The sequence below is a fragment of the Staphylococcus sp. M0911 genome (assembly GCF_003491325.1).
In the GTDB taxonomy this organism is placed as follows: Bacteria; Bacillota; Bacilli; order Staphylococcales; family Staphylococcaceae; genus Staphylococcus; species Staphylococcus warneri_A.
In genome coordinates this window covers 1,760,840-1,786,837 of sequence record NZ_CP022881.1, presented here as the reverse complement: position 1 = coordinate 1,786,837, position 25,998 = coordinate 1,760,840, and the positions used below count along the sequence as shown (strand labels likewise).

24 protein-coding genes and 2 tRNA genes are annotated in these 25,998 nt (G+C 31.2%); 12 read left to right on the top strand and 14 right to left on the bottom strand.

The window, feature by feature from the left end; translation table 11 throughout:
• Window positions 1-38: 38 nt before the first annotated feature.
• Window positions 39-1,547, top strand: coding sequence for a bifunctional metallophosphatase/5'-nucleotidase (locus tag ssp1_RS08610; RefSeq protein WP_075778100.1), 1,509 nt, complete (start codon window positions 39-41; stop codon window positions 1,545-1,547).
• Window positions 1,548-1,702: 155 nt separating this feature from the next.
• Here ssp1_RS08610 and ssp1_RS08605 read toward each other — a convergent pair whose 3' ends face one another.
• Window positions 1,703-2,305, bottom strand: coding sequence for a CPBP family glutamic-type intramembrane protease (locus ssp1_RS08605; RefSeq protein ID WP_002450748.1), 603 nt, complete (start codon window positions 2,303-2,305; stop codon window positions 1,703-1,705).
• A gap of 5 nt (window positions 2,306-2,310) precedes the next feature.
• Window positions 2,311-2,496: a YkvS family protein gene (locus tag ssp1_RS08600; RefSeq protein WP_002450747.1), complete on the bottom strand. Its 186-nt coding sequence runs from the start codon at window positions 2,494-2,496 to the stop codon at window positions 2,311-2,313.
• A 204-nt stretch (window positions 2,497-2,700) separates the two neighbouring features.
• On the opposite strand from ssp1_RS08600, the gene lplA reads away from it, so the two are divergent.
• Complete coding sequence (lplA, locus tag ssp1_RS08595; protein ID WP_075778101.1) at window positions 2,701-3,687, top strand: lipoate--protein ligase; 987 nt, start codon at window positions 2,701-2,703, stop codon at window positions 3,685-3,687.
• A gap of 77 nt (window positions 3,688-3,764) precedes the next feature.
• Here lplA and ssp1_RS08590 read toward each other — a convergent pair whose 3' ends face one another.
• Window positions 3,765-3,983: an IDEAL domain-containing protein gene (locus ssp1_RS08590; protein ID WP_002450745.1), complete on the bottom strand. Its 219-nt coding sequence runs from the start codon at window positions 3,981-3,983 to the stop codon at window positions 3,765-3,767.
• A gap of 218 nt (window positions 3,984-4,201) precedes the next feature.
• On the opposite strand from ssp1_RS08590, the gene ssp1_RS08585 reads away from it, so the two are divergent.
• From ssp1_RS08585 to ssp1_RS08575, 3 genes are all read left to right on the top strand, one after another.
• A complete protein-coding gene (locus ssp1_RS08585) occupies window positions 4,202-4,771 on the top strand; it encodes a competence protein ComK (RefSeq protein WP_049425458.1) in 570 nt (189 codons plus the stop codon).
• Window positions 4,772-4,918: 147 nt separating this feature from the next.
• Window positions 4,919-4,993: transfer RNA gene (locus ssp1_RS08580), tRNA-Asn, on the top strand.
• A 1-nt stretch (window position 4,994) separates the two neighbouring features.
• A tRNA-Ser gene (locus tag ssp1_RS08575) sits at window positions 4,995-5,083 on the top strand.
• A gap of 515 nt (window positions 5,084-5,598) precedes the next feature.
• On the opposite strand, the gene ssp1_RS08570 is transcribed toward ssp1_RS08575, so the two are convergent.
• The 3 genes from ssp1_RS08570 to ssp1_RS08565 all read right to left on the bottom strand — a co-directional run bounded on the left by ssp1_RS08570 (window position 5,599) and on the right by ssp1_RS08565 (window position 6,592).
• Complete coding sequence (locus tag ssp1_RS08570) at window positions 5,599-5,955, bottom strand: DoxX family protein (RefSeq protein WP_075778621.1); 357 nt, start codon at window positions 5,953-5,955, stop codon at window positions 5,599-5,601.
• A 222-nt stretch (window positions 5,956-6,177) separates the two neighbouring features.
• On the bottom strand, window positions 6,178-6,279 hold the full coding sequence (locus ssp1_RS12125) for an SAR1012 family small protein (RefSeq protein WP_253187594.1): 102 nt from the start codon (window positions 6,277-6,279) through the stop codon (window positions 6,178-6,180).
• Window positions 6,280-6,382: 103 nt separating this feature from the next.
• Window positions 6,383-6,592, bottom strand: coding sequence for a TM2 domain-containing protein (locus ssp1_RS08565; protein WP_002450742.1), 210 nt, complete (start codon window positions 6,590-6,592; stop codon window positions 6,383-6,385).
• A 203-nt stretch (window positions 6,593-6,795) separates the two neighbouring features.
• On the opposite strand from ssp1_RS08565, the gene ssp1_RS08560 reads away from it, so the two are divergent.
• On the top strand, window positions 6,796-7,347 hold the full coding sequence (locus ssp1_RS08560) for a GNAT family N-acetyltransferase (protein WP_075778622.1): 552 nt from the start codon (window positions 6,796-6,798) through the stop codon (window positions 7,345-7,347).
• A 46-nt stretch (window positions 7,348-7,393) separates the two neighbouring features.
• Here ssp1_RS08560 and ssp1_RS08555 read toward each other — a convergent pair whose 3' ends face one another.
• Window positions 7,394-8,332 carry a 1,4-dihydroxy-2-naphthoate polyprenyltransferase gene (locus tag ssp1_RS08555; protein ID WP_075778623.1) on the bottom strand — a complete coding sequence of 313 codons (939 nt, stop codon included), beginning with the start codon at window positions 8,330-8,332 and terminating at the stop codon, window positions 7,394-7,396.
• A 175-nt stretch (window positions 8,333-8,507) separates the two neighbouring features.
• Between ssp1_RS08555 and ssp1_RS08550 the strand changes: the two genes are divergently transcribed.
• Genes ssp1_RS08550 through menB form a run of 4 tightly spaced genes read left to right on the top strand, consistent with a single transcriptional unit; the run spans window position 8,508 to window position 13,130 of the window.
• The gene (locus tag ssp1_RS08550) at window positions 8,508-9,863 is read left to right on the top strand and encodes an isochorismate synthase (protein ID WP_075778624.1); all 1,356 of its coding nucleotides are present in this window, start codon (window positions 8,508-8,510) and stop codon (window positions 9,861-9,863) included.
• Complete coding sequence (gene menD / locus ssp1_RS08545) at window positions 9,856-11,529, top strand: 2-succinyl-5-enolpyruvyl-6-hydroxy-3-cyclohexene-1-carboxylic-acid synthase (protein ID WP_049423518.1); 1,674 nt, start codon at window positions 9,856-9,858, stop codon at window positions 11,527-11,529. The genes ssp1_RS08550 and menD overlap by 8 nt, the downstream gene beginning before the upstream one ends.
• Window positions 11,516-12,319 carry a 2-succinyl-6-hydroxy-2,4-cyclohexadiene-1-carboxylate synthase gene (menH, locus tag ssp1_RS08540; RefSeq protein ID WP_075778625.1) on the top strand — a complete coding sequence of 268 codons (804 nt, stop codon included), beginning with the start codon at window positions 11,516-11,518 and terminating at the stop codon, window positions 12,317-12,319. The genes menD and menH overlap by 14 nt, the downstream gene beginning before the upstream one ends.
• Window positions 12,312-13,130, top strand: a complete 819-nt coding sequence (menB, locus tag ssp1_RS08535) for a 1,4-dihydroxy-2-naphthoyl-CoA synthase (RefSeq protein WP_002450736.1) — start codon at window positions 12,312-12,314, stop codon at window positions 13,128-13,130. Before menH ends, menB begins: the two co-directional genes overlap by 8 nt.
• Window positions 13,131-13,210: 80 nt before the next feature.
• Here menB and ssp1_RS08530 read toward each other — a convergent pair whose 3' ends face one another.
• Together ssp1_RS08530 and ssp1_RS08525 are read right to left on the bottom strand one after the other, a co-directional pair.
• A complete protein-coding gene (locus tag ssp1_RS08530; RefSeq protein ID WP_075778626.1) occupies window positions 13,211-14,383 on the bottom strand; it encodes an aminotransferase class I/II-fold pyridoxal phosphate-dependent enzyme in 1,173 nt (390 codons plus the stop codon).
• Between the two features lie 141 nt (window positions 14,384-14,524).
• Entirely contained in the window at window positions 14,525-15,532 is a 1,008-nt protein-coding gene (locus ssp1_RS08525) for an acyltransferase family protein (protein WP_107536164.1), read from the bottom strand.
• 153 nt (window positions 15,533-15,685) lie between these two features.
• Between ssp1_RS08525 and ssp1_RS08520 the strand changes: the two genes are divergently transcribed.
• Window positions 15,686-16,105, top strand: coding sequence for a MarR family transcriptional regulator (locus tag ssp1_RS08520; protein ID WP_002450733.1), 420 nt, complete (start codon window positions 15,686-15,688; stop codon window positions 16,103-16,105).
• Between the two features lie 148 nt (window positions 16,106-16,253).
• On the opposite strand, the gene ssp1_RS08515 is transcribed toward ssp1_RS08520, so the two are convergent.
• From ssp1_RS08515 to ssp1_RS08500, 4 genes are all read right to left on the bottom strand, one after another.
• The gene (locus tag ssp1_RS08515; protein WP_075778628.1) at window positions 16,254-20,360 is read right to left on the bottom strand and encodes a GW dipeptide domain-containing protein; all 4,107 of its coding nucleotides are present in this window, start codon (window positions 20,358-20,360) and stop codon (window positions 16,254-16,256) included.
• 221 nt (window positions 20,361-20,581) lie between these two features.
• Complete coding sequence (locus ssp1_RS08510) at window positions 20,582-21,013, bottom strand: GNAT family N-acetyltransferase (RefSeq protein ID WP_075778629.1); 432 nt, start codon at window positions 21,011-21,013, stop codon at window positions 20,582-20,584.
• A gap of 77 nt (window positions 21,014-21,090) precedes the next feature.
• Window positions 21,091-21,561, bottom strand: coding sequence for a DUF2538 family protein (locus ssp1_RS08505; protein WP_002450730.1), 471 nt, complete (start codon window positions 21,559-21,561; stop codon window positions 21,091-21,093).
• A 35-nt stretch (window positions 21,562-21,596) separates the two neighbouring features.
• Window positions 21,597-22,850: an LCP family protein gene (locus tag ssp1_RS08500; RefSeq protein ID WP_049423529.1), complete on the bottom strand. Its 1,254-nt coding sequence runs from the start codon at window positions 22,848-22,850 to the stop codon at window positions 21,597-21,599.
• An 892-nt stretch (window positions 22,851-23,742) separates the two neighbouring features.
• Here ssp1_RS08500 and ssp1_RS08495 point away from each other — a divergent pair.
• Window positions 23,743-24,948 carry a serine hydrolase domain-containing protein gene (locus ssp1_RS08495; RefSeq protein ID WP_075778630.1) on the top strand — a complete coding sequence of 402 codons (1,206 nt, stop codon included), beginning with the start codon at window positions 23,743-23,745 and terminating at the stop codon, window positions 24,946-24,948.
• A 69-nt stretch (window positions 24,949-25,017) separates the two neighbouring features.
• Here the strand turns inward: ssp1_RS08495 and rihC are convergent, their stop codons facing one another.
• Window positions 25,018-25,926 carry a ribonucleoside hydrolase RihC gene (rihC, locus tag ssp1_RS08490; protein ID WP_075778631.1) on the bottom strand — a complete coding sequence of 303 codons (909 nt, stop codon included), beginning with the start codon at window positions 25,924-25,926 and terminating at the stop codon, window positions 25,018-25,020.
• Window positions 25,927-25,998 lie beyond the last annotated feature (72 nt).

Here is a 25,998-nt window from a genome sequence, read left to right as displayed (position 1 = left end):
ATACATGTTAAACTAACCATAATGAGAGGTGTGTTGAGATGGAGAGAAATGAGAATATCGATGTAGATGTCATAGCAACTTCTGATATGCATAGTCATTTTTTAAACGGAGATTATGGCTCAAATATATATCGTGCCGGAACTTTTGTTAAACAAGTAAGAGACAATAATCAAAATGTAATCTTATTAGATAGTGGCGGTAGTTTGGCAGGGTCATTAGCAGCATTTTATTATGCTATTGTTGCACCATATAAGCGCCATCCAATGATAAAGTTAATGAATGCCATGCAATATGATGCTAGTGGTATTAGCCCTAACGAATTTAAATTTGGATTGTCATTTTTAACGCGTTCTGTTGCATTATCTAGATTTCCATGGTTATCGGCTAATATAGAATATATCAAAACGAAAGAACCATACTTTTCAACACCATATTCTATTCAACATTTTGATAATTTAAAAATTGCAATAGTAGGATTAACAGCTGATGGCCTTATGAAAAATGAATATGCAGAGATGGAAGAAGATGTGAGTATTGAAAAAACATTATTATCAGCTAAAAGATGGATTAGATATATACATGAAATCGAAGAACCAGATTTTTTAATAGTGATATATCATGGTGGATTAGACAAAATTAGCAAATCTAATAAGAAACACGAGGTAAATGTCAATGAAGCTGAAGTATTGATGGAGGAATTAGGGGTTATAGATCTCATCATTACAGCACATCAGCATCAAACTTTAGTTGGTCAAGATCATGGAACAGTTTATGTACAAGCTGGACAAAATGCAGAAGAACTCGTGCATGTGAAAATTAGATTTAAAAAAAGAACTAATACCTATGAGGTTGAGGAAATTTTACCTGAAGTCATTGATTTGAATAATTATGATGAAGATGAAGATTTACTTAATGTCACGTATTATGATCGAAAAGCAGTTGAACATTGGGCAGGCGAAGAGATAAACGAAACTGAAATAAACGCACCAGTTAAAGATTTAGCAGAGTTAGTTGGACAACCACATCCTTTTGCTCAATTATTACATGATAGCATTAGATTAGCCTATAATTATCAAATTAGTTGTGTACATATACCACGAAATGGTGAAGAAGGACTAGACGGCGTCATAACGAATAGAGTTTTATATGATGCGTACCCATATCCAGATAAACCTGTTGATTTAACAATTAAAGGGCAATGTATTAAAGATATATTAGAATTTTCATATTCATATCTTGAATTTGAATCAGACACTTTAAAATCTACACTGATTGATGAAACGTTATGTACATTTTGGCAAGGATTTAACTATACCATTGACATGAATCAAGCACCATTTAACCGGGTAACTTTAGATGGTATTGATTTAAATGGATTATATAGAATAAATATGACTGATTATTGTTATAGAAACTATCAAGCATATTTAAAAGATGCTATTATTCATCAAACTAGTGAAAGTACAATGAGTACACTAATTGCCAAAAATTTATCAGATAAGCACTATTCAATTGAATTAATAAATAATTTTAAAGTGATTAAGTAATTCGATATCATTTCACCTTCATATTAATTAACGTATGTGTCGAAATAATTACTTTAAAAAATAAATAGAGCTCTAAATCATGTAAGGACACATGGTTTGGAGCTCTAAACTTATACTTTAAATATTTATTTTCTAATCATTTAATATTCTAAAAATTATCCGTGAAAAATTAATAAAAGAATAATAGCAACAATTTGTGCAATAGATGTTGTAGCAATACGTCTTGTATATTCATAACTAATTGACAGTAGTAATTGAGTTATAAAAATAAACAGTACTATCCACCAATTATCTAAATATATAAATAGAGAGCTTGAACAAATTGCAGTGATTAAGATAGATAACCAATTCGGCAAATTGTACTTATTTAACTCATTTTGTAAAACAGTGCGCATATATAATTCATGACACGGTATAACGAATGCTAATGTTACTAACATTTGCCATTTCCAGTGTACACCAGTTTTGGCTAATTCTTTTATTAATGAAGCATAAGTTAGTTCAGACGTCATGAGTGATAAGATCAATTGAATAATGATTAAAATAATACTGGCAATAATCCCAATACCTATGGATGTTAATAACCGTTTAGAATGTATATCACGTTGATAAAATACATAACTAATACCAGCTATTAGCATAATTCCAGTATACAAATACCAATATTCTTGATGTTCACCCCACATAACAAATAAAATGGCATGAAAAACTATGAAACTAATTATAAACCATAATAAAGCTTTCGAAACTTTTTTCATTACAACTAACCTTCTTGTTCAACAATTTTATAACGTTTATGATTAATAACCGTTTTTTCAGGTAAGTCTAGTGAGTTAAAGTTTTCCATTATTGTTAAGTCTACAATAACTGAGTTATCATTTATTTTTTCAACTCGGCCTCTTAAACCATCATAAAATTCTACGATATTACCTACTTCTGCAACAGTCATTTCGAGTCCTCCCTTAATTCATAGCTAGACTATATTGTACTAAAAAAAACACTACAAATAAACTAATAACACTAAAAACGCTTAGAATTAATGCATAAATTATGAAAATTTTGTCATTATTGAGTAAATAATTGGAATTTTAAATGTAAATTGTGCATAAATAAAGTAAGGGCATATATAGAGAATCTATAAGGAGCGTTTGTTATGAAATTTGTTAGTAATAATGATATAACTGATCCAACACTTAACTTAGCTATGGAAGAATATGTATTAAAAAATCTGCCGTCAGAAGAAAGTTATTTTTTATTTTATGTAAATAGACCTTCCATTATTGTTGGTAAAAATCAGAACACGATTGAAGAGGTCAATAAATCATATGTTGATGAAAAAGGTATAGATGTTGTACGTAGAATCTCTGGCGGTGGTGCAGTTTATCATGATACAGGTAATTTAAACTTTAGTTTTATTACAGATGATGATGGTAATAGCTTCCATAACTTTAAGAAGTTTACAGAACCTATCGTTCAAGCTTTACAATCATTGGGCGTAGAAGCAGAAATGACAGGACGAAACGATATTCAAGTTGGTGCTGCTAAAATTTCAGGAAATGCAATGGTTAAAGTTAAAGATAGAATGTTTAGTCACGGAACATTAATGCTAAACAGTGAACTTGATGAAGTTCAAAATGCATTGAAAGTTAATCCAGCTAAAATTAAATCAAAAGGTGTTAAATCTGTTAGAAAACGTGTGGCTAATATTGAAGAATTTTTAACAGAGTCTATAGATATTGACCAATTTAAACAAATCATTTTAAAATCAATATTTGGTGAACAACAAGTTGAAGAGTATGTATTAACTGATGAAGATTGGAAAAATATCGAGAAATTAAGTAATGAAAAATACCGTACTTGGGACTGGAATTATGGTAAAAATCCAAAATATAATTTTGAACGAGAAGAAAAATTCGAGAAAGGATTTATTCAAGTCAAATTTGATGTGAAAAAAGGTATAATTGAACATGCAAAAATCTTCGGTGATTTCTTTGGTGAAGGGGATATTAGTGATTTAGAACATGCCTTAGAAGGGTGCCTTCATGACTTTAACCATTTAGAAGAAGCATTGGCAAATTATAACTTATATTATTATTTTGGTGATATAGATAAAAATGAAATATTAAGATTAATGTCTTAATGTCTAATAAATTAAAAGGTCTATTCTCTAACTTTTTAGTAGGGAATAGACCTTATTTTGAATGACTCGAATCTAAATTATTCACTGAGAAATGCCTCCAAATTTTTATATTCTGTCGTGTACTCATTGAATGCTTTCTCATCTTTATTTACTAAAGCTTCATCAATTAGTAATTTCAATTCTTTTTTTCTAACTTCTCTAAGTGCTTCATCAATGACTAGTTCAACGCCTAAATCATTAACCGTAGTTACAAATTCTTCAAGTGTCGTATGTTTCACATTTGTATTATGATTCATAGGGATCTCGACCTTTCGTTTGAATTTAATATATAAATATTATACATTTTTTAAATTTTGAAATCAATGAATATTCTGACATTTTATGCGAAAAAATGTACCATATTACACTTTAAGAATAACTTGACTTTTGACATTTTTCTTATAAAATAAAAAACATATTATTGGTTCTATAAAATAGAATTGATAATAAAACTTAATAAAGCGAGGTTTTCCCAATGACAACTCAGAATATATACGTAATTAGAAAGGGAGACATGGTGATTAGGCCTAATTATGATGATCAAAATCAACCAAATGGTTCAGAAATTATTCGGTTTGATAAGACAGTCCTACAAAGTCCATTTAAAGTTCAGAAGATTATTGAGAGGTCATGTAAATTTTATGGCAACAATTATTTAAGTAAAAAGGCTGAAACCAATCGAATTACAGGTATCTCTAGTAAACCCCCAATTTTATTAACTCCTTTATTCCCAACTTACTTTTTTCCTACTCATTCAGATCGACAAGAAGAAAATTTATGGATTAACATGCATTATGTTGAGTCTATTAAAGAATTAAAACATCGTAAATGTAAAATCATATTTGCAAACAATGAAACCATTACCCTAAATGTATCATTCCACAGTTTATGGCATCAGTATACGAACGCAATCTTCTTTTATTATATGGTAGATAAACAATCCCGTATGAAATCTAATGACCCCGATAAACCTATCGATTATGAAAAATCCTCACTAAACATTTTTGAAGCATTATCACGTTATTCGCTATTTGTAGATAAATAAATTATGATGAAATTTAAAATATGCGGAACGTTATATTAATATAGTGTAAATGTTCCGTATATTTTTTTAAGTTATCTCTTGATAAATTACGTAAAATTGATATAATAATATTTGTGCTTGATAGAGAAAGCACTGCAATTTAATTATTCCACAGTAGCTCAGTGGTAGAGCTATCGGCTGTTAACCGATCGGTCGTAGGTTCGAGTCCTACCTGTGGAGCCATGGAAACGTACTCAAGTTGGCTGAAGAGGCGCCCCTGCTAAGGGTGTAGGTCGCGAGAGCGGCGCGAGGGTTCGAATCCCTCCGTTTCCGTTTTATAGTAAAAATCAGTTTAATTCTGATTTACTTAAACTACCTAGAACGTTGTTAAATCAACGTTCTTTTTTATTTTGTTAAAAATCCGTTTAAGTTTGTTTAATATATTTTGGTCAATATATGGTCAACACACTTTATTTAATGCGAATGGATAGTCCCTTCGTTACTATAAATAAGCCTAGAATGGTTTTAATCCATTCTAGGCTTATTTTTTCTACTAATTTTTGACTTATCAAGAGTTGACTTCCTTTTTATAACATGTACTACGAAGAGTTAAGATTCTTTAGTGCGTGAGACCTTTAAAACGAAATACATTGAACATAGTAGCAAGCCAACTATGAGGCTAGGCGATAATTGAATATCATAGTATAAAAACACCATGAAATTAGAATCTAACCATAGGGCTGATTTAAAATCATGGTGTTTATTATTATAATATCAATGCAATACTCAAGCTGTATTCCTAAAGTGATAAGATACTTACAAAAGTCTGTTAATATTAAATAAAATGATTAGTAAAATTGTATACACTTTTTCCAACTATAACTGCTCATCACTGCTACATTCATTACGATATGAATTACTTCGAACTCATAACCACTAACGTATCCTCGGGTTAACTTTAAGGTGAATATGGAACCTAACATCACACAAATATAGAAAACATTAACATACGGTGTTAAAATCCCAAATATCAAGAAGATACCTCCAACAACTTCACCAATTGACATTAAAATAGCAAGTAGTGGGGGTAAACCTAATGAACCTAGAAAATGTATCGTACCTTCTAGGTCTACAAATTTTAAAGTACCATGTACTAAAAAAGATGTCGCTAACATCCATCTAATTAATAAAATTCCAAATCTCATTGATAGACTGACCTCCAGATTGTTATAAAATAAAAAAGTAAATTTCATAAGTAATTAAGAATAAAAGACTTTAAATTTCTAATAAAAATTATAATACTTATAAAATTTATCTTATTATATAACGAATGGAAGGTTTTGTCTTTATTAAATGACCATTTATATAAAAAAGCCCATCAATAGTAATAAATACATTGACGAGCGATAATTTTGATAAAGCGTTCTTTATTTTTTACCGTTTGATTTACCTGAAATCAAATCACGGATAATTTTAACAATGTAACCTGTTATAAGCGATCTTACTACACGTTTAATAATGTTCATCATGGTTATGTCTCCCTTTTGCTTTTACTTGATAGATATAATATACCCAGTTTTTTATGTTTTAAAAGTGAATGGAAGATAAATCGTTAGAATAGGGTAAATATTATTATTCAAAAACAATGTAGCCATCTTTGTCAGCCTTTTTAGTAAAAGCGACAATAACAGCATGAATAATAGCCACAATACTTGGAATACCAGTCCAAAAGAAGGCAAGATGTAAAATACCTTGTCCAACTTTGTCAGCATAAAACTTATGAACACCAATACCGCCTAAAAAGATAGCTACTAATATATAAATGACTTTATTAACTCTCATTATGATTGCCTCCTAAAGATAAAATGTATCGTTTAAAGATTTAAGTACATGACAAACTTATAAATCTATTTTAGATAGTCCTTCTAATAATTCAATTCTACCACCGAAATTTTTAAAATCTATATGAGGTAGGTCCTTTGATTTATATTATATCGTAGATTCTATATAATGAAATTAAGACATATTTTAAGGAAGGATATATGATGATTAGACAAGCGCATCCTAGTGATAATAAGCGTATCGCTGAATTATGTTATATGATTTGGGAAGATATGGAATTAGATATAGTTAATGAAATTAGTAAAGAACGATTGATGAACATACTAGAGCTAAGTGTTGTGAATGTTGAATATCGAAGTTATTATAAAAATGTTTGGGTTTATGAAGTGGATGGCAAAGTTGCAGGATGTGTCATTGCTTATGATGGTAAACATGAACTTGATTATGAGGAAAATTGGTTAAAGTTACCGCTTGATGAAGATATCCGTAAATATGGGACGCCTTTACCAGTGAAAGAAGCAGCGGACGATGAGATGTATATTGAAACTGTCGCTACGTTTCCCGAGTATCGAGGACAAGGTATAGCTACACAACTAATGACTTATCTCCTTGAGATGTACTCTGAGAAAAAATGGAGCTTAAATTGTGATTATGATAATGAAAAAGCGTTAGGATTATATGAAAAATTAGGGTTTAAAACTGTGAGTGATATAGATCTTTATGGTCATTTATATAGACATATGATTATGCAATAAAAAGCTCGACAATGACTGATTATCATTGCCGAGTAATTAAATGTCATTAAATTGCACCTAACAACGCACTAATATAAATGCCTAATGCATATAATAAACCGAAAATAGTATTTGTTTTACCTGTAGCAGCCATGGCAGGCATCATTGTTGCAGGTGTATCATTTTTGTTAAATCTTCTTACAGCTTTAATTGGCATTGGGAATGACAATAAAACTAATAAATAGAATAATGATCCACCAGATTTAAATAAGGCTGTAAATACTACAAGCGCATATGCAACGATATACATTATTGCCATAAAGATAACTGAGGCGCGTTTACCAAGTAAAATAGGTAGTGTTTTACGTCCACTAGCTTTATCTTTGACGCGGTCTCTAATGTTGTTAGCCATATTTATAAGGCCAATCGTTATGACGATAGGGATACTTAACCAAATGATTAGTCCTTGAACATTACCTGTTTGAATGAAAAAGGCTAATAAGATGATAATCATACCCATAAATACGCCTGAGAATAATTCGCCAAATGGCGTCCATGAAATTGGCATTGGTCCACCAGTATATAAATAACCAATTGCCATACAAACAACGCCTATTGGAATAATCCAAAATGAACTATGGAAAGCTAGGAATATACCCAGTAAAGCTGCGATAATATAAAAAGCAATTGCGATATTCATCACAAGTTTAGGACTCATACCGTTTCGTACAATTGCACCACCGATACCTACAGAAGTATGATCATCTAAGCCTTTTTTAAAATCATAGTATTCATTAAACATGTTTGTAGCTGCTTGGATTAATAAGCAAGCAATTAACATGGCTAAGAATAAACTAAATTTAAGATGATCTTCACTACCAAGTAGGAATAATTTAGCTGACGCTGTACCAACTAGTACTGGCACAACTGCGGCAGTTAAGGTATGAGGTCTCATCAATTGCCAATACTTTTTAACCGTTGAATATTGTTGATATTGATCTGACATTTTTTATAACCTCTTAATTTTTTTAGTTTTAACATTGATATTTTAAAGTAATTATGAATAAAGGTCAATTCACGTGAAAAATTGCATGTGATTATTAAGCAATTCACACCAAAATTGGTATTGAAAAATGATACAATATACTAATGAGTAAATATAGAAGAAAGAAGTGAGATGAATGACTGTTAACGTAAGAGAAGATGAGATTGTCGACAAGCTATATGGAAGTTCTAAGGATTGGGTCTCCGTTGAAGTAGAGATAGAAAAACAGTTAGATCCAAGTAAGTTATTTCATATAACTGAATCGCAAGCAGGTGATCGTTTTTATTTGCGATTAAATGACAATCAGTCTTCATATTTCGGTTATCATGCGATTCGAAAATTTGAAAATGATTTCGAAAATAAACAGTCTATCTTTAAAGAATGGGAAACGTTAAAAAAAGATATAGAATTAATTCATCCAGATTATGAGAAACATCATTTACGTTTGTGTGGTGGGTTCCAATTTTCAAAACATAAGTCTGATGATGAATGGCGAGCATATGGTTTAAATCATTTTGTGTTACCTGAGGTATTGATTTCTACAGAAAACGAACGAACATTTGTAACTTATACAACTGAAAAAAGTACATTTGATATGGAGACATTCAAGTCATTAGTAAATGATTTGGAACAAGCCAATGTTGATACAGAAGATGATCACCTGGGAAATGTTACACGTATGGAGGATATCTATTTAGATGAATGGCGAGATTTAGTACAAGAAGCGATTGATCATATTGACTATTCTAAGAAAATTGTACTTGCACGTAGAAGATTAATAAAATTTGATAAAAAGATTAGCATTCCATATATTTTAACTAGAGCATTAAAGAATGAAAAAAACAGTTATATCTTCTTACTTGAATCTAATGAATCTGTGTTCTTCTCACAAACACCTGAACAATTATTAAAGGTTGAAAATCAAGTGCTTTCAACCAAAGCAGTAGCAGGTACGATTAAACGTTCTCAAAATGAACAAGAAGATGAAGCAAACATACAAGCTTTTCTAAACGATAAAAAGAATTTAAATGAACATCAAATTGTAGTTGAGAGTATATTGAATGACATTCAACCCTATGTTGAAGATGTATACTACAATGAAACACCAAACATTTTAAAAAATGACCATTTGTATCATCTATTTACAAAAATAGAAGGTAATTTAAAAGAACAGTCTTATATTGGGTTAATTGATCGAATGCATCCTACACCAGCGTTAGGTGGTTATCCTAAAGATGAAGCACTAGAATTTATAGAACAAAAAGAATTTGGCACACGTGGTTTATACGGTTCACCGGTAGGATATATAGATGTCTATGATGATTGTGAGTTTATCGTAGCAATTCGATCTATGTTGATAAAAGGTGATCAAGCAACACTATTTGCTGGATGTGGCATAGTTAAAGATTCTGATCCAGATAGTGAGATTGCTGAAACAGCAGTGAAATTTTCACCAATGATGAATGCTTTAGGAGTAGATAAACATGAGTAATAAAAATGAAGCTTTAACGACACAAGTCTTTACATTTGCATCAGAACTATATGCTTATGGTGTGAGAGAAGTTGTTATTAGCCCGGGGTCACGTTCGACGCCATTAGCTATTGCGTTAGAAGCACACCCAAATATTAAAACGTGGATTCATCCGGATGAACGTAGTGCAGCATTTTTTGCATTAGGTTTAATCAAAGGTAGTCAAAGACCCGTCGCTATTTTATGTACATCTGGTACAGCAGCGGCTAATTACACTCCAGCAATTGCAGAAAGTCAAATTAGTCGAATACCACTCATTGTATTAACGAGTGATCGACCGCACGAACTAAGAAGTGTAGGTGCACCACAAGCAATTAATCAAGTAAATATGTTCAGTAATTATGTCAATTTCCAATTTGATATGCCAATTGCTGATGGCACAACCAATATGCTAGATACGATACATTATCAAATGCAAATCGCAAGTCAGTATCTTTATGGACCACATAAAGGGCCGATACATTTTAATATGCCATTTAGAGAACCATTAACACCTAATTTAGATAGAAAAGATCTATTGAAATCAGAAACAAAAACATTACCTCATTATCAAAAAATGGTACATGTTGATCCTATTAAGGATAAAATTGAAAAGCCTAAAGGTCTAATCATTGTTGGAGATATGCAACATCAAGAAGTAGATCAAATTCTAACTTATTCAACGGTTTTCGATATACCTGTGTTGGCAGACCCATTAAGCCAGTTAAGACGACATAATCATCCTAATGTCATCACAACCTATGATTTATTATATCGAGCAGGTATGGATTGGGATGTTGATTTCGTAATCAGAGTTGGTAAACCGGTTATTTCTAAAAAGTTAAATCAATGGCTAAAAACGACTACAGCATTTCAAATTTTAGTACAAAATAATGATAAAATTGATGTTTTCCCTGTACCGCCAGATGTGTCATACGAAATATCGGCTAATGACTTTTTCAGATCACTAATGGAAGAAAGAACAATAGACAGAAAAGCATGGTTACAACAATGGCAATCATTAGAAAAACAAGCTCGAATTGAAATCAATGATTTTCTACAACATGCCACTGATGAAGCGGCCTATGTCGGCACATTGCTTTCTAAATTAACTAATGAAGATGCTTTGTTTGTAAGTAATAGTATGCCTATTAGAGATATCGATAATTTACTATTTGATAATGAAGCGGAAATTTATGCTAATCGTGGCGCGAATGGTATTGATGGTGTTGTTTCTACGGCATTAGGTATGGCAGTACATAAAAATGTTACGTTACTCATTGGTGATTTAGCCTTTTATCATGATATGAACGGCTTACTTATGTCTAAAATTAATGACATACATTTAAACATAGTTTTATTAAATAACGATGGTGGTGGTATCTTTTCATATTTACCGCAAAAAGCATCAGCAGCAGAATATTTCGAGAGATTATTCGGAACACCAACTGGCTTAGATTTTGAACATGCGGCATTGTTATATGATTTTAATTTTAAGCGATTTGATCATTTAACTGATTTTAAATTTGAATCGTTATCTAAATTAGGTTCGAATGTTTATGAAGTCATCACCGATAGAGAAGATAATTTACAACAACATCAAATTTTATATAAGAAATTGAGTGAAATGATTAATGTTATATCATAATTTTTATCAATCAAAATCATCTTCCAAGCAATTGTTAGTTATGTTACACGGATTTATTAGCGATGGCAGAACCTTCGATAATCATATTGATAAGCTAACAGAACAAACTAACGTATTAGTCATTGATTTACCAGGTCACGGAAAAGATGAAACTTCTATGGATATAGAATGGAGCTTTGATTATATCAATCAAGCATTAAATCAAGTTTTATCTGAATATCAACAATATCAGTTATGTTTATTTGGTTATTCAATGGGAGGTAGAGTAGCTTTATATTATGCGTTGCATGGTTCGATAGAACTTGCAGGCTTAATATTAGAAAGCACATCACCGGGTATTCAAAGTGAAGAAGATCGAATTGAGAGACAACAAGTAGATGCTGCAAGAGCGAAAGTATTAGAAATAGCTGGTTTAGAAATATTTGTCAATGATTGGGAAAGATTACCATTGTTCCAATCACAATATAACTTAGAAAAATCAGTTAAAAAGCAAATTCGGAATAATAGAATGAGTCAAGATCCTCATCGTTTAGCAAAAGCATTACGAGATTATGGTACAGGACAGATGCCTAATCTATGGTCATTACTATCACAAATCGATATTTCAACATATATTATGGCAGGAGAGCTAGACGCGAAGTTTGTAAAAATTGCACAAAAATTGAAAGACTCAATTGTTAATAGCAGAAAAACAATAGTTTCTAATGTTGGGCATACAATTCATGTGGAAGATAGCACGGAATTTGATACAATGATATTAGGTTTTTTAAAGGAGGAGCAAAATGACTAGACAGTGGGAAACACTTAGAGAATATGATGAAATTAAATATGAATTTTTCGAAGGTATTGCAAAGGTAACTATTAATCGTCCTGAAGTACGTAATGCATTCACACCTAAGACAGTGGCTGAAATGATTGATGCATTTTCACGTGCACGTGATGATCAAAATGTTTCAGTGATTATCTTAACTGGAGAAGGAGATAAAGCATTCTGTTCAGGTGGAGATCAGAAGAAACGTGGACATGGTGGTTACGTTGGCGAAGACGAAATCCCTCGTTTAAATGTTTTAGATTTACAACGTTTAATTCGTGTTATTCCTAAACCAGTTATAGCAATGGTTCGTGGTTATGCTATCGGTGGCGGTAACGTATTAAATGTTGTATGTGATTTAACTATTGCAGCAGACAATGCGATTTTTGGTCAAACAGGTCCAAAAGTAGGTTCATTTGATGCTGGTTATGGTTCAGGCTATTTAGCTAGAATCGTTGGACACAAAAAAGCAAGAGAAATATGGTACTTATGTCGCCAATATAATGCACAAGAAGCATTAGACATGGGCTTAGTTAATACAGTGGTACCATTAGACAAAGTAGAAGATGAAACAGTTGCTTGGTGTCAAGATATTATGAAACATTCACCAACTGCTTTACGTTTCTTAAAAGCTGCAATGAATGCAGATACAGATGGTTTAGCTGGTTTACAACAAATGGCAGGCGATGCGACTTTACTTTATTATACAACTGATGAAGCTAAAGAAGGTCGTGACGCATTTAAAGAAAAACGTGACCCAGACTTTGACCAATTCCCTAAATTCCCATAGAATCTCATAATAAAACCACTTGTTTGTTATAAATCGATGATGGATGCATCGCTATATAACTACAAGTGGTTTTTTATTTATTAAGCAAATTGATTAGGGTAATACGTTTTTAAATACGTTTCTAAACGTTGCATGCCCTCTTTAAGTAAAGCCATATCGTAAGCGTAAGAAATACGAACATGGCCTTTACCGATATCTGTGAAAGATGAACCAGGTACCATAGCGACGTGCGCTTTTTCTAAAACATCGACACAAAAGTTAAAATCATCTTCTGTGTAATTTTTAATACTTGGGAAAATGTAAAAGGCACCTTCGGGTTTAGCATTCAATTCAAATCCTAATGATTTTAATGTAGTGATTAAGTAATCTCGACGTTCTATATATGCTTTGTTCATATGTTGTGGTGCTTCTAAGCCTTCAGTTAATGCAGCGATACACGCGTGTTGGGCAGGAACATTAGCACAAATACAGTTATAAGCATGCATGAATGTTAACTTTTCAATTAAATATTCTGGTCCCATTAGGAAACCTATACGAATGCCCGTAGCAGAGTGTGATTTACTTAAGCCACCTATAAGTAGTAATTGATCTCTAATAATGTCAAATTCAGCAAATGAAGTATGTTGACCATTAAAGGTATTTTCAGCATAAATTTCATCACTAATAATAAATATCTCATAATCAGATAAAGTTTTTGCAATAACTTCAACTTCAGACTTGGATAGGGTGACACCTGTAGGATTAGTTGGATAATTAAGCAAAATCGCTTTAGTTTGATCAGAAATATGTTGCTTGATTAACTCGGGTGTGATTTTAAACGCAGAAGCAGATGTATCAATAAATACAGGTTTACCCCCTAAAGTTTGTATTAAAGGAATGTAACCAGCATAAGTTGGTCCAGGAATTAATATTTCATCACCTGGATTGATGATACTTCTTAATGCGGTATCTAATGCTTCACTAGCCCCGTTGGTAACGATGATTTCATCTACGTTATAGTTAAAGCCATATTTATTGTTAAAGTACTGTCTGATTGCCTCTCTGGTTTCAGGTAAACCTTTATTATGAGAATATGTAGTTTTATTGTCTTCGATAGCTTTGATATAAGCTTTTTTAACAACATCAGGCATAGAAAAATCAGGTTGCCCAATGGTTAGATTAATACAATCATCAATGTGTTGCATACGATTAGAAAATTGACGAATACTAGGCGCTCTTAAAAATTTAGATTGCTCGTTCAATTGTAATTTCATTTATCTTAACTCCTCTAAAAAATACCAAAATATAGTACTGTAATTGTTTGAATAGTCATATAATTCTTTCAAATTATTACTATCATAACATATTTTTTAGTAATACATTTTGGTATGAAAACAAAAATTTTATAGTGATTTTTACCTTTTGAATTTAGAAGGGGGCTTCAAGTTAATAATTGGATTAGTCCATTTACATATTAAGCGATTGGATAATAGATATACAATAACACCTGATGTTATTATTAAAAACAAATACGTCATTATGGAAACGGGAGACTTGAATGGGTATAGTCCGAATCCACGAATAATACCGATAATTAAACCATGTAATAAATACACATACATTGTTCGACTACCTATATAAGTGTAAAAGCGTAACTTTTGTGATGTTAAATTTAAAAATGCAAACATCGAAGTTAGTATTACAGCATAGAGTAATAAACGTTTAAGAGGACTATATACATCTTCAGCATTATGTTCAAGTGACGTATGGGGTGAACTGCCTAACAACCAATCTACATTTATAGGATGTATAAGATACCCAATAAAATAAAGGACAAATACAACAATAGAAATAGGTACCCATTTTTTACTTCTAATTATCATACTTTGTTGTTTAGTAAATAAATGACCTAAATAAAAAATAGGGAAAAATACAATCGTACGAGAAATACTCATATATTCATCAATATTAGCAGAGAATCCAGCAAAGATTGAAACAAGTAAAGATGTTCCTAACACAATCATAGGATTATATCTTCTAACGATCACTAGTACAACGTGAAAGAAAAATAATGTTAGTAAGAACCACAATGCAAAGACTGGATTGAAAGGGTCCAATTGTAGACTATCACTTTTACCAGTTAAGAAATAATAAACTGAGTAAAATGCGAAAAATATAAAGTAAGGTAATAATAATTTTTTAGCAATATGTTCTAGATAATAGGGTTTATCCAAATTTTTCGCAAAATATCCTGAAATAAATAAAAATGTCGGCATATGGAAACTATAAATAACAAGATATAATGCAGATAAGTATTTATCTTCAGAAGTGTAAGGTTGCAATAGGTGTCCTAGCACCACTAAAAATATGAGTATTGCTCGAGCATTATCAAAGAAATAATCCCTTTCCTTGATGGAAGGCATATAAATGTCTCCTTTTTTCATGTTTGACTGTACTTAATTTATTATATTTTATGGCAATTATGCAACGATTTTGTCCGTAGTATAAAATTCTATTGTATATCTTATAAAAAAAGCATATAATATTATCAACTAAATAAAGTGGAGTAGAACAGCATGTATAAACAACTTGAAAAACTTATCACACTTACTAACAACGATTTAAATATAGTTAACCGACGCTTTGGACAAAGAACAGACATTACATCAGAACAATTAGAATTACTACGTATATTGTACAATTATGATCGTTTATCTCAATATGATTTAACGATGAAAGTGAGTAGAGAACAATCTATTGTTTCAAGATGGATTAAGAAACTTGTATTGAAAGGTTATATTACAAGTCATCAATCACATGAAGATTTAAGATGTAAAGAACTTGTACTCACTGATGAAGCACGTGCACTTATTAAACAGATCAATACAGCGCGTTGTGAGTTAATAGAAGCCCGTTGCCAATGTTTATCAGAAAGTGAGATTGAGAATTTAAACCAGCTATTAAATAAGTTGAATAGTCGTCATAGTTATATTTAATCATAACCGTGGAGTCAATGTTGTTGTAATAGAGATCATCTTACAATGGTTAGGGTGATCTCTTTTAATATTTAAATATATATAAGCCAGTAGATGAATTCATCTACTGGCTTTTTATCAGGGATTTAACCCGTTATTTTGTATTAAATTAAGCTTTGAATTTTGGAATATCGAAGAATTTACCAACTTCACCAATTTGATCATATAAACCTTTTAATACTTGTGCATTTGAATCTGCCCAATTAATATCTGTTGCATATTGGTGTGTACCAGGATTTTCTGGATTCCAACGCATTTTATATAACGTATTTTGTCCTGCTTTCACATAAGAATTGCCAATAAATTTAGCGCCACCAATAATAGCTTTTGAAACAGAATCCCAACCAGATGCTTTAGCAAATTTCACACCTTCACCTAAAGCATTATAGTCGTAGGCAGCGATACCGAATACATTGTGATATTTAGTTGCAGAACGTGTATTAACTGCACCATTTGTTATATTAGCACCTTTAGCTAATTGAGATTGGCCATTTCCTGTTTCTAATAAGGCATGTGAAATTAAATAAATTTCATTTAGTCCATATTGCTTAGCAGCTTGACTAAATGCAGCACCTTGATTTTCAAGAACGCCCTTACCTTTAAGTAATTTATTTAAAGTAGCTTCAGATAAATATTGTGGTTGATCTAAACGTAAAAATTGATATTTAGAAACTGGATCTTTAGCAAGTTTATTTGAATCCATGGCATTTTTAGTTTCACTAAATGTCGCATTTGACCATACACCAGGTGTTCTTTGTACCTGTGGGCCATAACTTAAGTTATTTTGAATCGACGCCATTTGATTTAATGTACGACCTGTATTTGAATATTTAACTAATTCTTTTGTTAGATCACTTTCTTTAATCCATACGTATTTACCATTAGTAAGTTTACCATAATACCAAGTCACACCATTTTGTTGTTTTTGTTTAATGACTACAAATGGTTTCTCAAAATATGTTTTTAAAGAATAGCCATTTTTAGCACTTGGTTCGTCGTAATAGTGACCATTGTTATTTTTGATAACGAAAGTATAGTTATAAGGTGTAGCTGGATTATTTGAGTTTGCTTGTTCTAAATCTTTAGCAGCAATCCAACCAGTACGATTATTTACAGTACCATATAAATATTTTTCTTTACCAACATATACAGCTTTTGAAGCATTAAATGTTTGATTTGCTAATTGGCTAGCAGGTAATAATTGTTGATTTTTAGTACCCCAAGCTATTGAATAAAGGCCATTGTTATTATTATTAACTTTATATTGACCTGTTAATTTTGCTTCATTACCTAAGTTCTGAACGTCAACATCATTGATATTAACCCAGCCTAAAGGTGTATTTGAAGCTGTATTTTGCAATAATACATAAGTTTGATCGCCTTCGGTTCTTTGTTTAGAAATAGTGAAGGTACGGTCAGCATATTTAGTACCACTCTTAGCAGTTTTATCGTATACAGAACTACGGATACCAGTATTATTTGCTTTCACTTGACCAATTTGTTTAGTAGCTTGTGTTGTATTCACATTAGTTGGTGATTGAGCTTTAGCTGCTTCATTATTAGTTGTATCATTTGACTTTATAGCCATTTTAGGTTGTGCAAGTGCTGTTCTTGTAGCAGTAGGCTCAGTTAAATAATATTTGCTAATCCAACCAGAGATACCATTGACAGTGCCATATAAGTAAGTAGCTTTGTCAATTTGTTGTTGCTTAGTAGCTTTAAAAGTTTGGTTACCTTTACCAGATACTGTACCAGCTTCTTGTTTAAATGTACCCCAAGGCACTGTATAAGCTTTTGTACCAGGTTTAACATTATAAGATTTATTTACAGAAATAGGGGACTTAGCTGTATTGTAAGTAACATCACTTTGTTTAACCCATCCGTATTTTTTACCAGTATTATAATCTTGTACAAGGTAGAATTTATCATTACCTAAAGTAGCTGTTTTTGAAACTGCTAATGTTTTTTGAACTTGGTCAGTTGATTTACCTGTTTTATCATAAACAGTTGTATAAACACCACTGTTTGATGTCTTAATCTGTGCTACACCATTATTAGCAGCAACCGTTAATTGACTGTTAGTTGCAGGTTTAGAAGGTGTAGTTGGTTTAGTTGTATTAGATGTTGATGGTGTTGTTAAGAAACTTTTACTAATCCATCCATTTACACCATTAACAGAACCATATAAGTAAATAGCTTTATCAATTTGTTGTTGTTTTGTAGCTTTAAAAGTTTGGTTACCTTTACCAGATACAGTACCTGCAACTTGTTTATCAGTACCCCAAGGAACTGTATAAGCTTTAGTACCAGGTTTGACATTGTAAGATTGATTTACTTTAACAGGTGATTTAGCAGTGTTATAAACAACATCACCTTGTTTAACCCAACCAAATTTTTCACCAGTATTATAATCTTGTACAAGGTAGAATTTATTATTACCTAATGTTGCTGTTTTTGTTACAGATAATGCCTTTTGAGCTTGGTTAGTTGAATGACCTTTTTTATCATAAACAGTTGTATATAAACCATTATTAGTTGGTTTAATTTGAGCCATACCGCTATTAGCAGCAACTGTTAATTTATCATTTGTTGATGGTTTTGTTGTTGAACCACCTGTAGAAGGCTTCGTAGTTGTACCACCAGTAGATGGTTTTGTAGTAGTTGTTGTACCCCAAGGTGCAACTTGGCCCATTTTAATTTTATATTTTTCATTAATTAAATCATATAATTCGTTATAACTATAATTATGTTGTTGTAAGTAACCGTGTGGATCAGCATGGTCTGTTCCACCTAACCATCTACTAATTGCTGCGTGAGTCCATACAGTACCACTACCGTCGTTTTCTGCACTATTTGGTTTTAAGCCATAGTACTGTAATTGAGTGGCTGCATAATCAGCGTAATTGTTCATTGAACGTGCAAATGAATCATAGTCGTGTGTATGTACGATTTCAACGTTGATAAAACGGTTATTCGCATTTGGACCAGCACCCCATGATAAATAGTCAGTAGGTGCAGTTTCAATAATTCGGTTACCATCTACAAATGCATGTACGAAAGCTGAGTTGTAATTATTTTTCATGTAGTTGATTTCGCCAGTAATTGTAGAATTCTCATTTGCTGTATCGTGAACCACAATTCCTTCTGGACGGCCTACACCATTTCTATAGCCATATTTAGGGAAGTATGATGAATAATCTTCTTCGATTTGTGGTGCTTTAAAGTTCTTTTTACGAATATAATCATTAATAGAAGATTTCACTTGTGGTTGATACTTTGGTAATGATGAAGTTGCTCTATTAGCAGTTGCATACATCATTCTTGGTTTAGCTACTGAATTGAATGTAGTGACTTGTTTAGCATTTTCTTTAGTAGCATTGTCATTAGACTGAGTAGATGAAACCTTAGCAGATTCATTTACCACGTTATTAGCTTTTAACTCGTTAGCTTTAGGTGTTGCTGACTGCGTTTTAGTATTAGAAGATGTAGCAACATTTTCTTTAGATTGTTGAGTTGCTTGTGTCTTTTGTGAAGGTTCAACTGAATGAGCTTCATCGTCTACGTCATCTTCATCATCATCTAATCTGTAGCCACCATTATCCTTAACGGTTTGTTTAGCATTTTGATTAGTTGTATTAGTTTGTTGTTGAGCTTGGTTCTGAGTTGTAGTCTCAGATGTTTCTTCTTGTGCTGTTTGAGTCTCTTGTTTAGCATTTTGTTGAGCAACCTCTTGTTTGCTTTCTTCAGTTGAATTTTGTTGTGAAGATTGTTGTTTTTCATTGTTATCAAGGGCTTGATTTGATTCTTCTTGTTTCTGAGTTTCCTCAACAGTTGAATTTTCTTTGATTTGATTATTATTTTGATTAGACGCATCAGTAGTTTGAGCTTTTACATTAGTATTTTCATTAGTAGAAGCATTTTCAGTCTTCTGTTGATTAATTGATGCATCATTATTTTCTGTAGAAGTAGTTTTTACTGGTTTGACTTTAGTTGGATCTTGATAAGTTTGAGTACCAGAAATATTTTGTGTAGGATTACTCACTTCTTGTTTGGCATTGTTAGCTTGTTTTAGTGTTGCTTGGTCATCCAGTACATTTTTATTTTTTGTTTGATCTTGTGCTGTTTCTGCTGCATCTGCATGGTGAGCCGTAAATGCTGTTCCCAATAAAGTTACTGCAACCATTGACGGTAATTTGTAATTGAATTTTTTCGTCATTATATAATTACTCCTTGTATCTTTTGAATTTGTATTAATTATAGTATGAGAAAAGGAGTGTGTACGTCTTTTAACAGATTTGTAATAGAATTTTAACCTATAAAAATTTGCCATAGTAGGGATGTAAGGGCTTTAAACATTGATGGTACGCAAGTAATTTCATAGAAATTATTAATTTGAGTTTAATGAAATATTACAAAAGATATAGTGAAGATAAGTTATCAAGTAATCATATTTTTATTCATAACGATATGCTTAATATTTTCTTCATAAAAAGGTCGTCCAGAAGTGATATAACCTAACTTTTCATAAAAAGGGGTAGCATAATATTGTGCATGCATTGTCAAACGGGTAAGATGATGTTCACGAGCTATCGTTTCAACAAAAGTTAATAGTTTTAAACCTAACCCTAAGCCTCTATATTCTTTTAGAATTGCTACGCGTTCAACTTTACCTATATATTCATCTAAGAGTCGTATGCGTGCAGTTGCAATTGGTTGAGAATCATCCACATAACCAATAATATGTATTGCCACTTCTTCAAATTCATCTATCTCATGATCTTCGGCAACATGCTGTTCTTTTACAAAAACTTCTTTTCTAATTTTAAAACAATCTTCTAACATTTGTTCATTCGTCACTTTATTAAACATATTCAAACTCCTTTGGATATAAAATAGGGAAGGAGACAATTAATTCGATGTCTTCTTCCCTAAAGTAATCTATGATTTTATAAAGCTTCTTTTCTAATAATTGCGGTATATTGCCAAAATATTCTCATTTGAGCTATATTCCAATTGTTCATTCCCATTGTAAACCCAGACGGTTTAAATAGTGTTACATCCGTTACTTCAAGTGCCGCGGCAATTAAATATTGTAAAGGAACGCTAATACTTTTCATTTCTTCGGTAATACCATTTTCATCATATACCCAAGAAAATGGCAGTTCTGATTCGAAAATATCTACCTTATTAAAAATCTCTGGAAGAGCTACGATGTAACAAGCCCCATCTACAACAGGATTATGATTACTTTCTTTATAATAAATAAGTAGCGCTTCATAATTTTCTCTATGTTCATGATTCACATAGAAAAATTCATTTCTAAATAAAGCCATGTCTTTACTATGGATAATTTGTTGTTCTAAAACATTAAACATACCATTGATGTTGGCAATCTTTTCATATGTTTTTCGTGACATCTTAGCAACTCCTTTCCTATCATTATATAATTGGATTAATAAGCAGTTGTATCAATTTCTTGACCCTGTTGGGACTGTTGTTGATTGTTTTGATTATTAACTGTGTCATTTGGTTGTTGTGCATTCATATCTGATTGCTGTGCATCCATATCGTTGCTTTGGGATTGATCATTACTACTATCTGATTGTTGATTCGCATCATTACTGTTATCTTTTTTATGCTTTTTATTTGTTGTATCATTTTGAGCTTTTCTTAATAACGAATCATCTAATTTAGTTAATGGAACTAATGAACCATAATGATCAATGACTCTTTCATTTAAGAAGTCATCTTTATCTGTAATTTTAGATAACCCTAAATCAGAGCGCAAGATATTTGAATATTTTTGAATACTTTTAATGCTAGGATTGTAATAATAAATATTTTCTAACATATCGTCTTTACCTTCTAGTTGTGATTTCTTCATCTCTACACTATCAGATAAATACATTTTAGCTAATGATTTAATTTCAGATTTAGTTAAATTATGTTTCGCATTTTTTCCGACAATACTAATGACTTCGTCTAACTTATCAAATGAATCTAACGTTTGGGCTTTTTGGAATAAGATTTTAATTAAGTCCATTTGACGTTGACCACGTTTTAAATCCGAATCATGGTGGCGTGTTCTAGCAACAGCTAAAGCTTCATCACCATTTAATTTTTGGTAGCCTTTTTTTATTTTAATTCTTCCCGTATCATCACTATTTGGTTCATTCAAATTATAAGGTACATCATAATATATACCACCGAGCTCATCAACAGCTTGCACGAACGCCTTCATATTAACACGTGCATAATAATCGACTGGTACATTCATTGTAGCCTCTACTGAATCCATAGCAGCAATAGGACCACCATATGCGTGTGCATGAGTTATTTTGTCATAATAGCCTACTTTAGGGATATAACTAATCGTATCACGAGGTATGCTTAACATTCTGATTTGATGTTTATCTTGATTAAAAGTTGACAGAATCATTGCATCTGATCTTGAATGTTCTAAACTCTGACCATTTTTTTCACGGCCTTCATTATCATCGATACCTAAGAATAAGATAGAGATTGGATCTTTTTCAGGGTCGATTTTTGAACTTCTTAAGTTAGATTGTCGATCAGCATTACTTTTATCTTGAGAAGATTCAAATGCTTTCTCCGATGATTTGAAAAGATTATTAGCAAAAACAACAGGGATTGCAATAAGAGCGAAGGTTAGTAGAATTAAAAAGAATTTAAAAAATTTATTCATATTTGTTGCTCCTAAATAGTATAAACTTATTTTTTTGTTTCATTAAAAGTTATGTTGTTTCTTGGTATCGGTGTTAATTATTTTCCACACTATAGCTTTAAATTGTATTACTTTATTGTTAAAATTACAACACATACATATGCAAAAATATTTACATTCTTAAAATTTAATTTACATATCATATTATAAATGATTCCACGTATTAAATGTGAATAGAGAATCATATTTATTGTGAAATTATAGAAAAGTACTGAAATTGATTAACTTATAACCAATGTTTGAATCATTATGTTATATATAGGTGATGCTTTTAAGAGTTTCAAGAAAAATTATGTTGCATATGCATAAATTGTTGCATATTTATACCTTATAAATTTGCTATGATTTTATTTTCAATCAATAGTTATTAGTTGTTTACAGATAAATAAAATAGAACAGACAAATCATGTATATTAAATAAATACTATGAAAACTGATTTGTGGCTTTAATTAATTTTTGATGTTTATTTTACCTTTATGGTACTAAAGTACAATGGAAATATTTTTTTAAAGAGGTATTATTTAATTTAAAGTGATTTAAAAAGGGATATACGTTATAATTATGCATAGTGTATAAAAGGTTTACCATGTGAATCGACCATATTTTCATTTACTAGATAAGTGTGTATTTATATTAAAGTAGATTTACTTGTTTAAAGGAGGATGGTGTAAGTAAATTGAACATTAAATAAGGTAGTGTTGTGTTACTTCTGTATTCGAGAAAGAAAAAATAATAAAAGATTAATTAAAATATTTTTCTAGGCGTATTATGGATATAAAAAATGATTGTCATAATATCAAGATTTTATACTGACGAAAAGTATTGATATTAACATGTGAGGCAAATAATAACATGAAACTAAATAAGACTAAAATTATATTTTTTATAATAGTATTAGTAATACTTATTATATTAATGATTATATTTGGAAGAAAGTGGAGCGAATACTTACAAACGGATAGCCGCATATTTCAGAAAAATGATAACGAAACATACATATTGAAAAAAGATAAACATGAAAAGGCACCTAAAAAACTTAAAAATGTGATGGATAAGAAAAATCCTGTCTATAAAGATATTGATAATTATTTGAAAGCAACTAATTTTAATGGTACTGCAACAGTATTCGAAAATGGGAAAGTTAAATTAGATAAAGGGTATGGATTTAAAAATTTTGAAAATGGTGAAAAAAATTCAGCTAATACGATGTATTTAATCGGATCTTCTCAAAAATTTACAACTGGATTGATATTAAAACAACTTGAAGTTGAAAATAAGGTTAATATCAATGATCCTGTGACAAAATACTTACCTTGGTTTAAAACTAGTAAGGAGATAACATTAAAAGATTTGATGCTACATGAGAGTGGTTTACATAAATATGAAGCATCTACAAATATTAAAAACTTAGACCAGGCTGTTAAATCAATTCAACAAAAAGGTATTGATGATAAGTTTTATCATAAGCATCAATATAATGATGGGAATTATTTAGTGCTTGCAAAAGTGATTGAAAAAGTAACGCATAAGCCTTATGTTGAAAATTATTATAATAGGTTGGCTAATCCATATAAATTAAAACATAGTGCTTTCTTTGATGAGAAAGTATATCAAAAGTATATGGCTAGGGGTTATAAAATCATTCATAATAAATTCTCTTTAATGCATCCTAAAATTCTTGATCAGTATTATGGTGCTGGTAACTTATATATGGCACCTCATGATATGGGACAATTAATACTTGCTTTACAACACTATAAAATATTTGATGCGGATGTGACGGATCCACTACTTCACGAATTTGATACAAAACAATATCCTAAGGAATACCGATACGGTTTTTATGTTATGCCGACAATAAACCGAGTGAATGGTGTATTCTTCGGACAGAAATTTACAGTTTATTACAATGACAAATATATCGTGATATTAGCAAGTAACTTAACTGTAGAAGGTGAAACAGCTGATGAAACTAATGAGAATAAAATGAAACATGTATTCTATGATATGCTTCATCAGAAAAAGCAATATAATGTTCCTGGAATTCAAGTGAAATAAGTTGAATGATAAAAATATAAACGCACATGTTGTCTATGAGACAGACAACATGTGCGTTTTTGTATTAATTTATTTACAGTGAGCAAGTGCTTGTAAAAAAGCTTGTTGGTAATGCTTTGAAATAGGGGAATGAACGACCTGACAGTTGGGTTCTATTGGATCAAAGTCTACAACAGTTGCCCCTTTAGTAAGTATACCTTGTAATTCTATTTGAACGTTAGCATCAAATACATTAAATAGGTCAGCATCGATTAAATATAAAATAGTGAATACATCATATAATTTGATACCTTCATGAACATTTTCAGTTCGATAATGTTGGAATAGTTGAAATAACATATCACCGGTCTGATTCATTGTTTTTATTTTTTTTATAAATTCATGAGAAAACATGGCTTGACGTGCTAAATCTAATCCAACCATAACCAATGGAAGTTGAGAATTAAAAACAATATTAGCTGCTTCAGGATCACAATATATATTAAATTCTGCAAGAGGTGTAACGTTACCTCTGCCGCTACTACCACCCATAATTACAATTTGCTTAATCTTTGATTTGATTTCTGGATAGGTAGCAAGTAGAAGCGCAATATTTGTTAATGGTCCAATAGCAACAATAGTAATGGGGGAAGTGCTTTCCTTTAATACATTTTTCATGGCTTCGATAGCGTTCATAGGTGAAATTGTTTCATCTGTAGGAGATTTAAAATCATAGCCATCCATACCGGATTCCCCATGAACTTCAGCTGCATCAACAGGATTTGAAATTAATGGACGTGATGCGCCTTTAAAAACAGGAACACTGCTATTGAAAAATTGTTTTAATTTTAAAGCGTTACCAGTAGTTTTATCAATATTTACATTACCATTTACAGTTGTAATCATTTTTACATCTAATTGAGGATGATTGAGTGCTAAGCTAATCGCTGCGGCATCATCAATGCCCGGATCGGTATCTATAATTAATGGGATCGTCATGTCTATCTGCTCCTTAATAATATTAGATAACTATATTTTGACGTAAAAAAGACCTGCTAGCAAATGCTAACA

Bases quoted from the DNA above. Each gene is read 5' to 3' on its own strand.
- ssp1_RS08610 (WP_075778100.1), top strand. From the start codon at position 39: ATGGAGAGAAATGAGAATATCGATGTAGATGTCATAGCAACTTCTGAT.
- ssp1_RS08605 (WP_002450748.1), bottom strand. From the start codon at position 2,305: ATGAAAAAAGTTTCGAAAGCTTTATTATGGTTTATAATTAGTTTCATA.
- ssp1_RS08600 (WP_002450747.1), bottom strand. From the start codon at position 2,496: ATGACTGTTGCAGAAGTAGGTAATATCGTAGAATTTTATGATGGTTTA.
- lplA (WP_075778101.1), top strand. From the start codon at position 2,701: ATGAAATTTGTTAGTAATAATGATATAACTGATCCAACACTTAACTTA.
- ssp1_RS08590 (WP_002450745.1), bottom strand. From the start codon at position 3,983: ATGAATCATAATACAAATGTGAAACATACGACACTTGAAGAATTTGTA.
- ssp1_RS08585 (WP_049425458.1), top strand. From the start codon at position 4,202: ATGACAACTCAGAATATATACGTAATTAGAAAGGGAGACATGGTGATT.
- ssp1_RS08570 (WP_075778621.1), bottom strand. From the start codon at position 5,955: ATGAGATTTGGAATTTTATTAATTAGATGGATGTTAGCGACATCTTTT.
- ssp1_RS12125 (WP_253187594.1), bottom strand. From the start codon at position 6,279: ATGATGAACATTATTAAACGTGTAGTAAGATCGCTTATAACAGGTTAC.
- ssp1_RS08565 (WP_002450742.1), bottom strand. From the start codon at position 6,592: ATGAGAGTTAATAAAGTCATTTATATATTAGTAGCTATCTTTTTAGGC.
- ssp1_RS08560 (WP_075778622.1), top strand. From the start codon at position 6,796: ATGATTAGACAAGCGCATCCTAGTGATAATAAGCGTATCGCTGAATTA.
- ssp1_RS08555 (WP_075778623.1), bottom strand. From the start codon at position 8,332: ATGTCAGATCAATATCAACAATATTCAACGGTTAAAAAGTATTGGCAA.
- ssp1_RS08550 (WP_075778624.1), top strand. From the start codon at position 8,508: ATGACTGTTAACGTAAGAGAAGATGAGATTGTCGACAAGCTATATGGA.
- menD (WP_049423518.1), top strand. From the start codon at position 9,856: ATGAGTAATAAAAATGAAGCTTTAACGACACAAGTCTTTACATTTGCA.
- menH (WP_075778625.1), top strand. From the start codon at position 11,516: ATGTTATATCATAATTTTTATCAATCAAAATCATCTTCCAAGCAATTG.
- menB (WP_002450736.1), top strand. From the start codon at position 12,312: ATGACTAGACAGTGGGAAACACTTAGAGAATATGATGAAATTAAATAT.
- ssp1_RS08530 (WP_075778626.1), bottom strand. From the start codon at position 14,383: ATGAAATTACAATTGAACGAGCAATCTAAATTTTTAAGAGCGCCTAGT.
- ssp1_RS08525 (WP_107536164.1), bottom strand. From the start codon at position 15,532: ATGCCTTCCATCAAGGAAAGGGATTATTTCTTTGATAATGCTCGAGCA.
- ssp1_RS08520 (WP_002450733.1), top strand. From the start codon at position 15,686: ATGTATAAACAACTTGAAAAACTTATCACACTTACTAACAACGATTTA.
- ssp1_RS08515 (WP_075778628.1), bottom strand. From the start codon at position 20,360: ATGACGAAAAAATTCAATTACAAATTACCGTCAATGGTTGCAGTAACT.
- ssp1_RS08510 (WP_075778629.1), bottom strand. From the start codon at position 21,013: ATGTTTAATAAAGTGACGAATGAACAAATGTTAGAAGATTGTTTTAAA.
- ssp1_RS08505 (WP_002450730.1), bottom strand. From the start codon at position 21,561: ATGTCACGAAAAACATATGAAAAGATTGCCAACATCAATGGTATGTTT.
- ssp1_RS08500 (WP_049423529.1), bottom strand. From the start codon at position 22,850: ATGAATAAATTTTTTAAATTCTTTTTAATTCTACTAACCTTCGCTCTT.
- ssp1_RS08495 (WP_075778630.1), top strand. From the start codon at position 23,743: ATGAAACTAAATAAGACTAAAATTATATTTTTTATAATAGTATTAGTA.
- rihC (WP_075778631.1), bottom strand. From the start codon at position 25,926: ATGACGATCCCATTAATTATAGATACCGATCCGGGCATTGATGATGCC.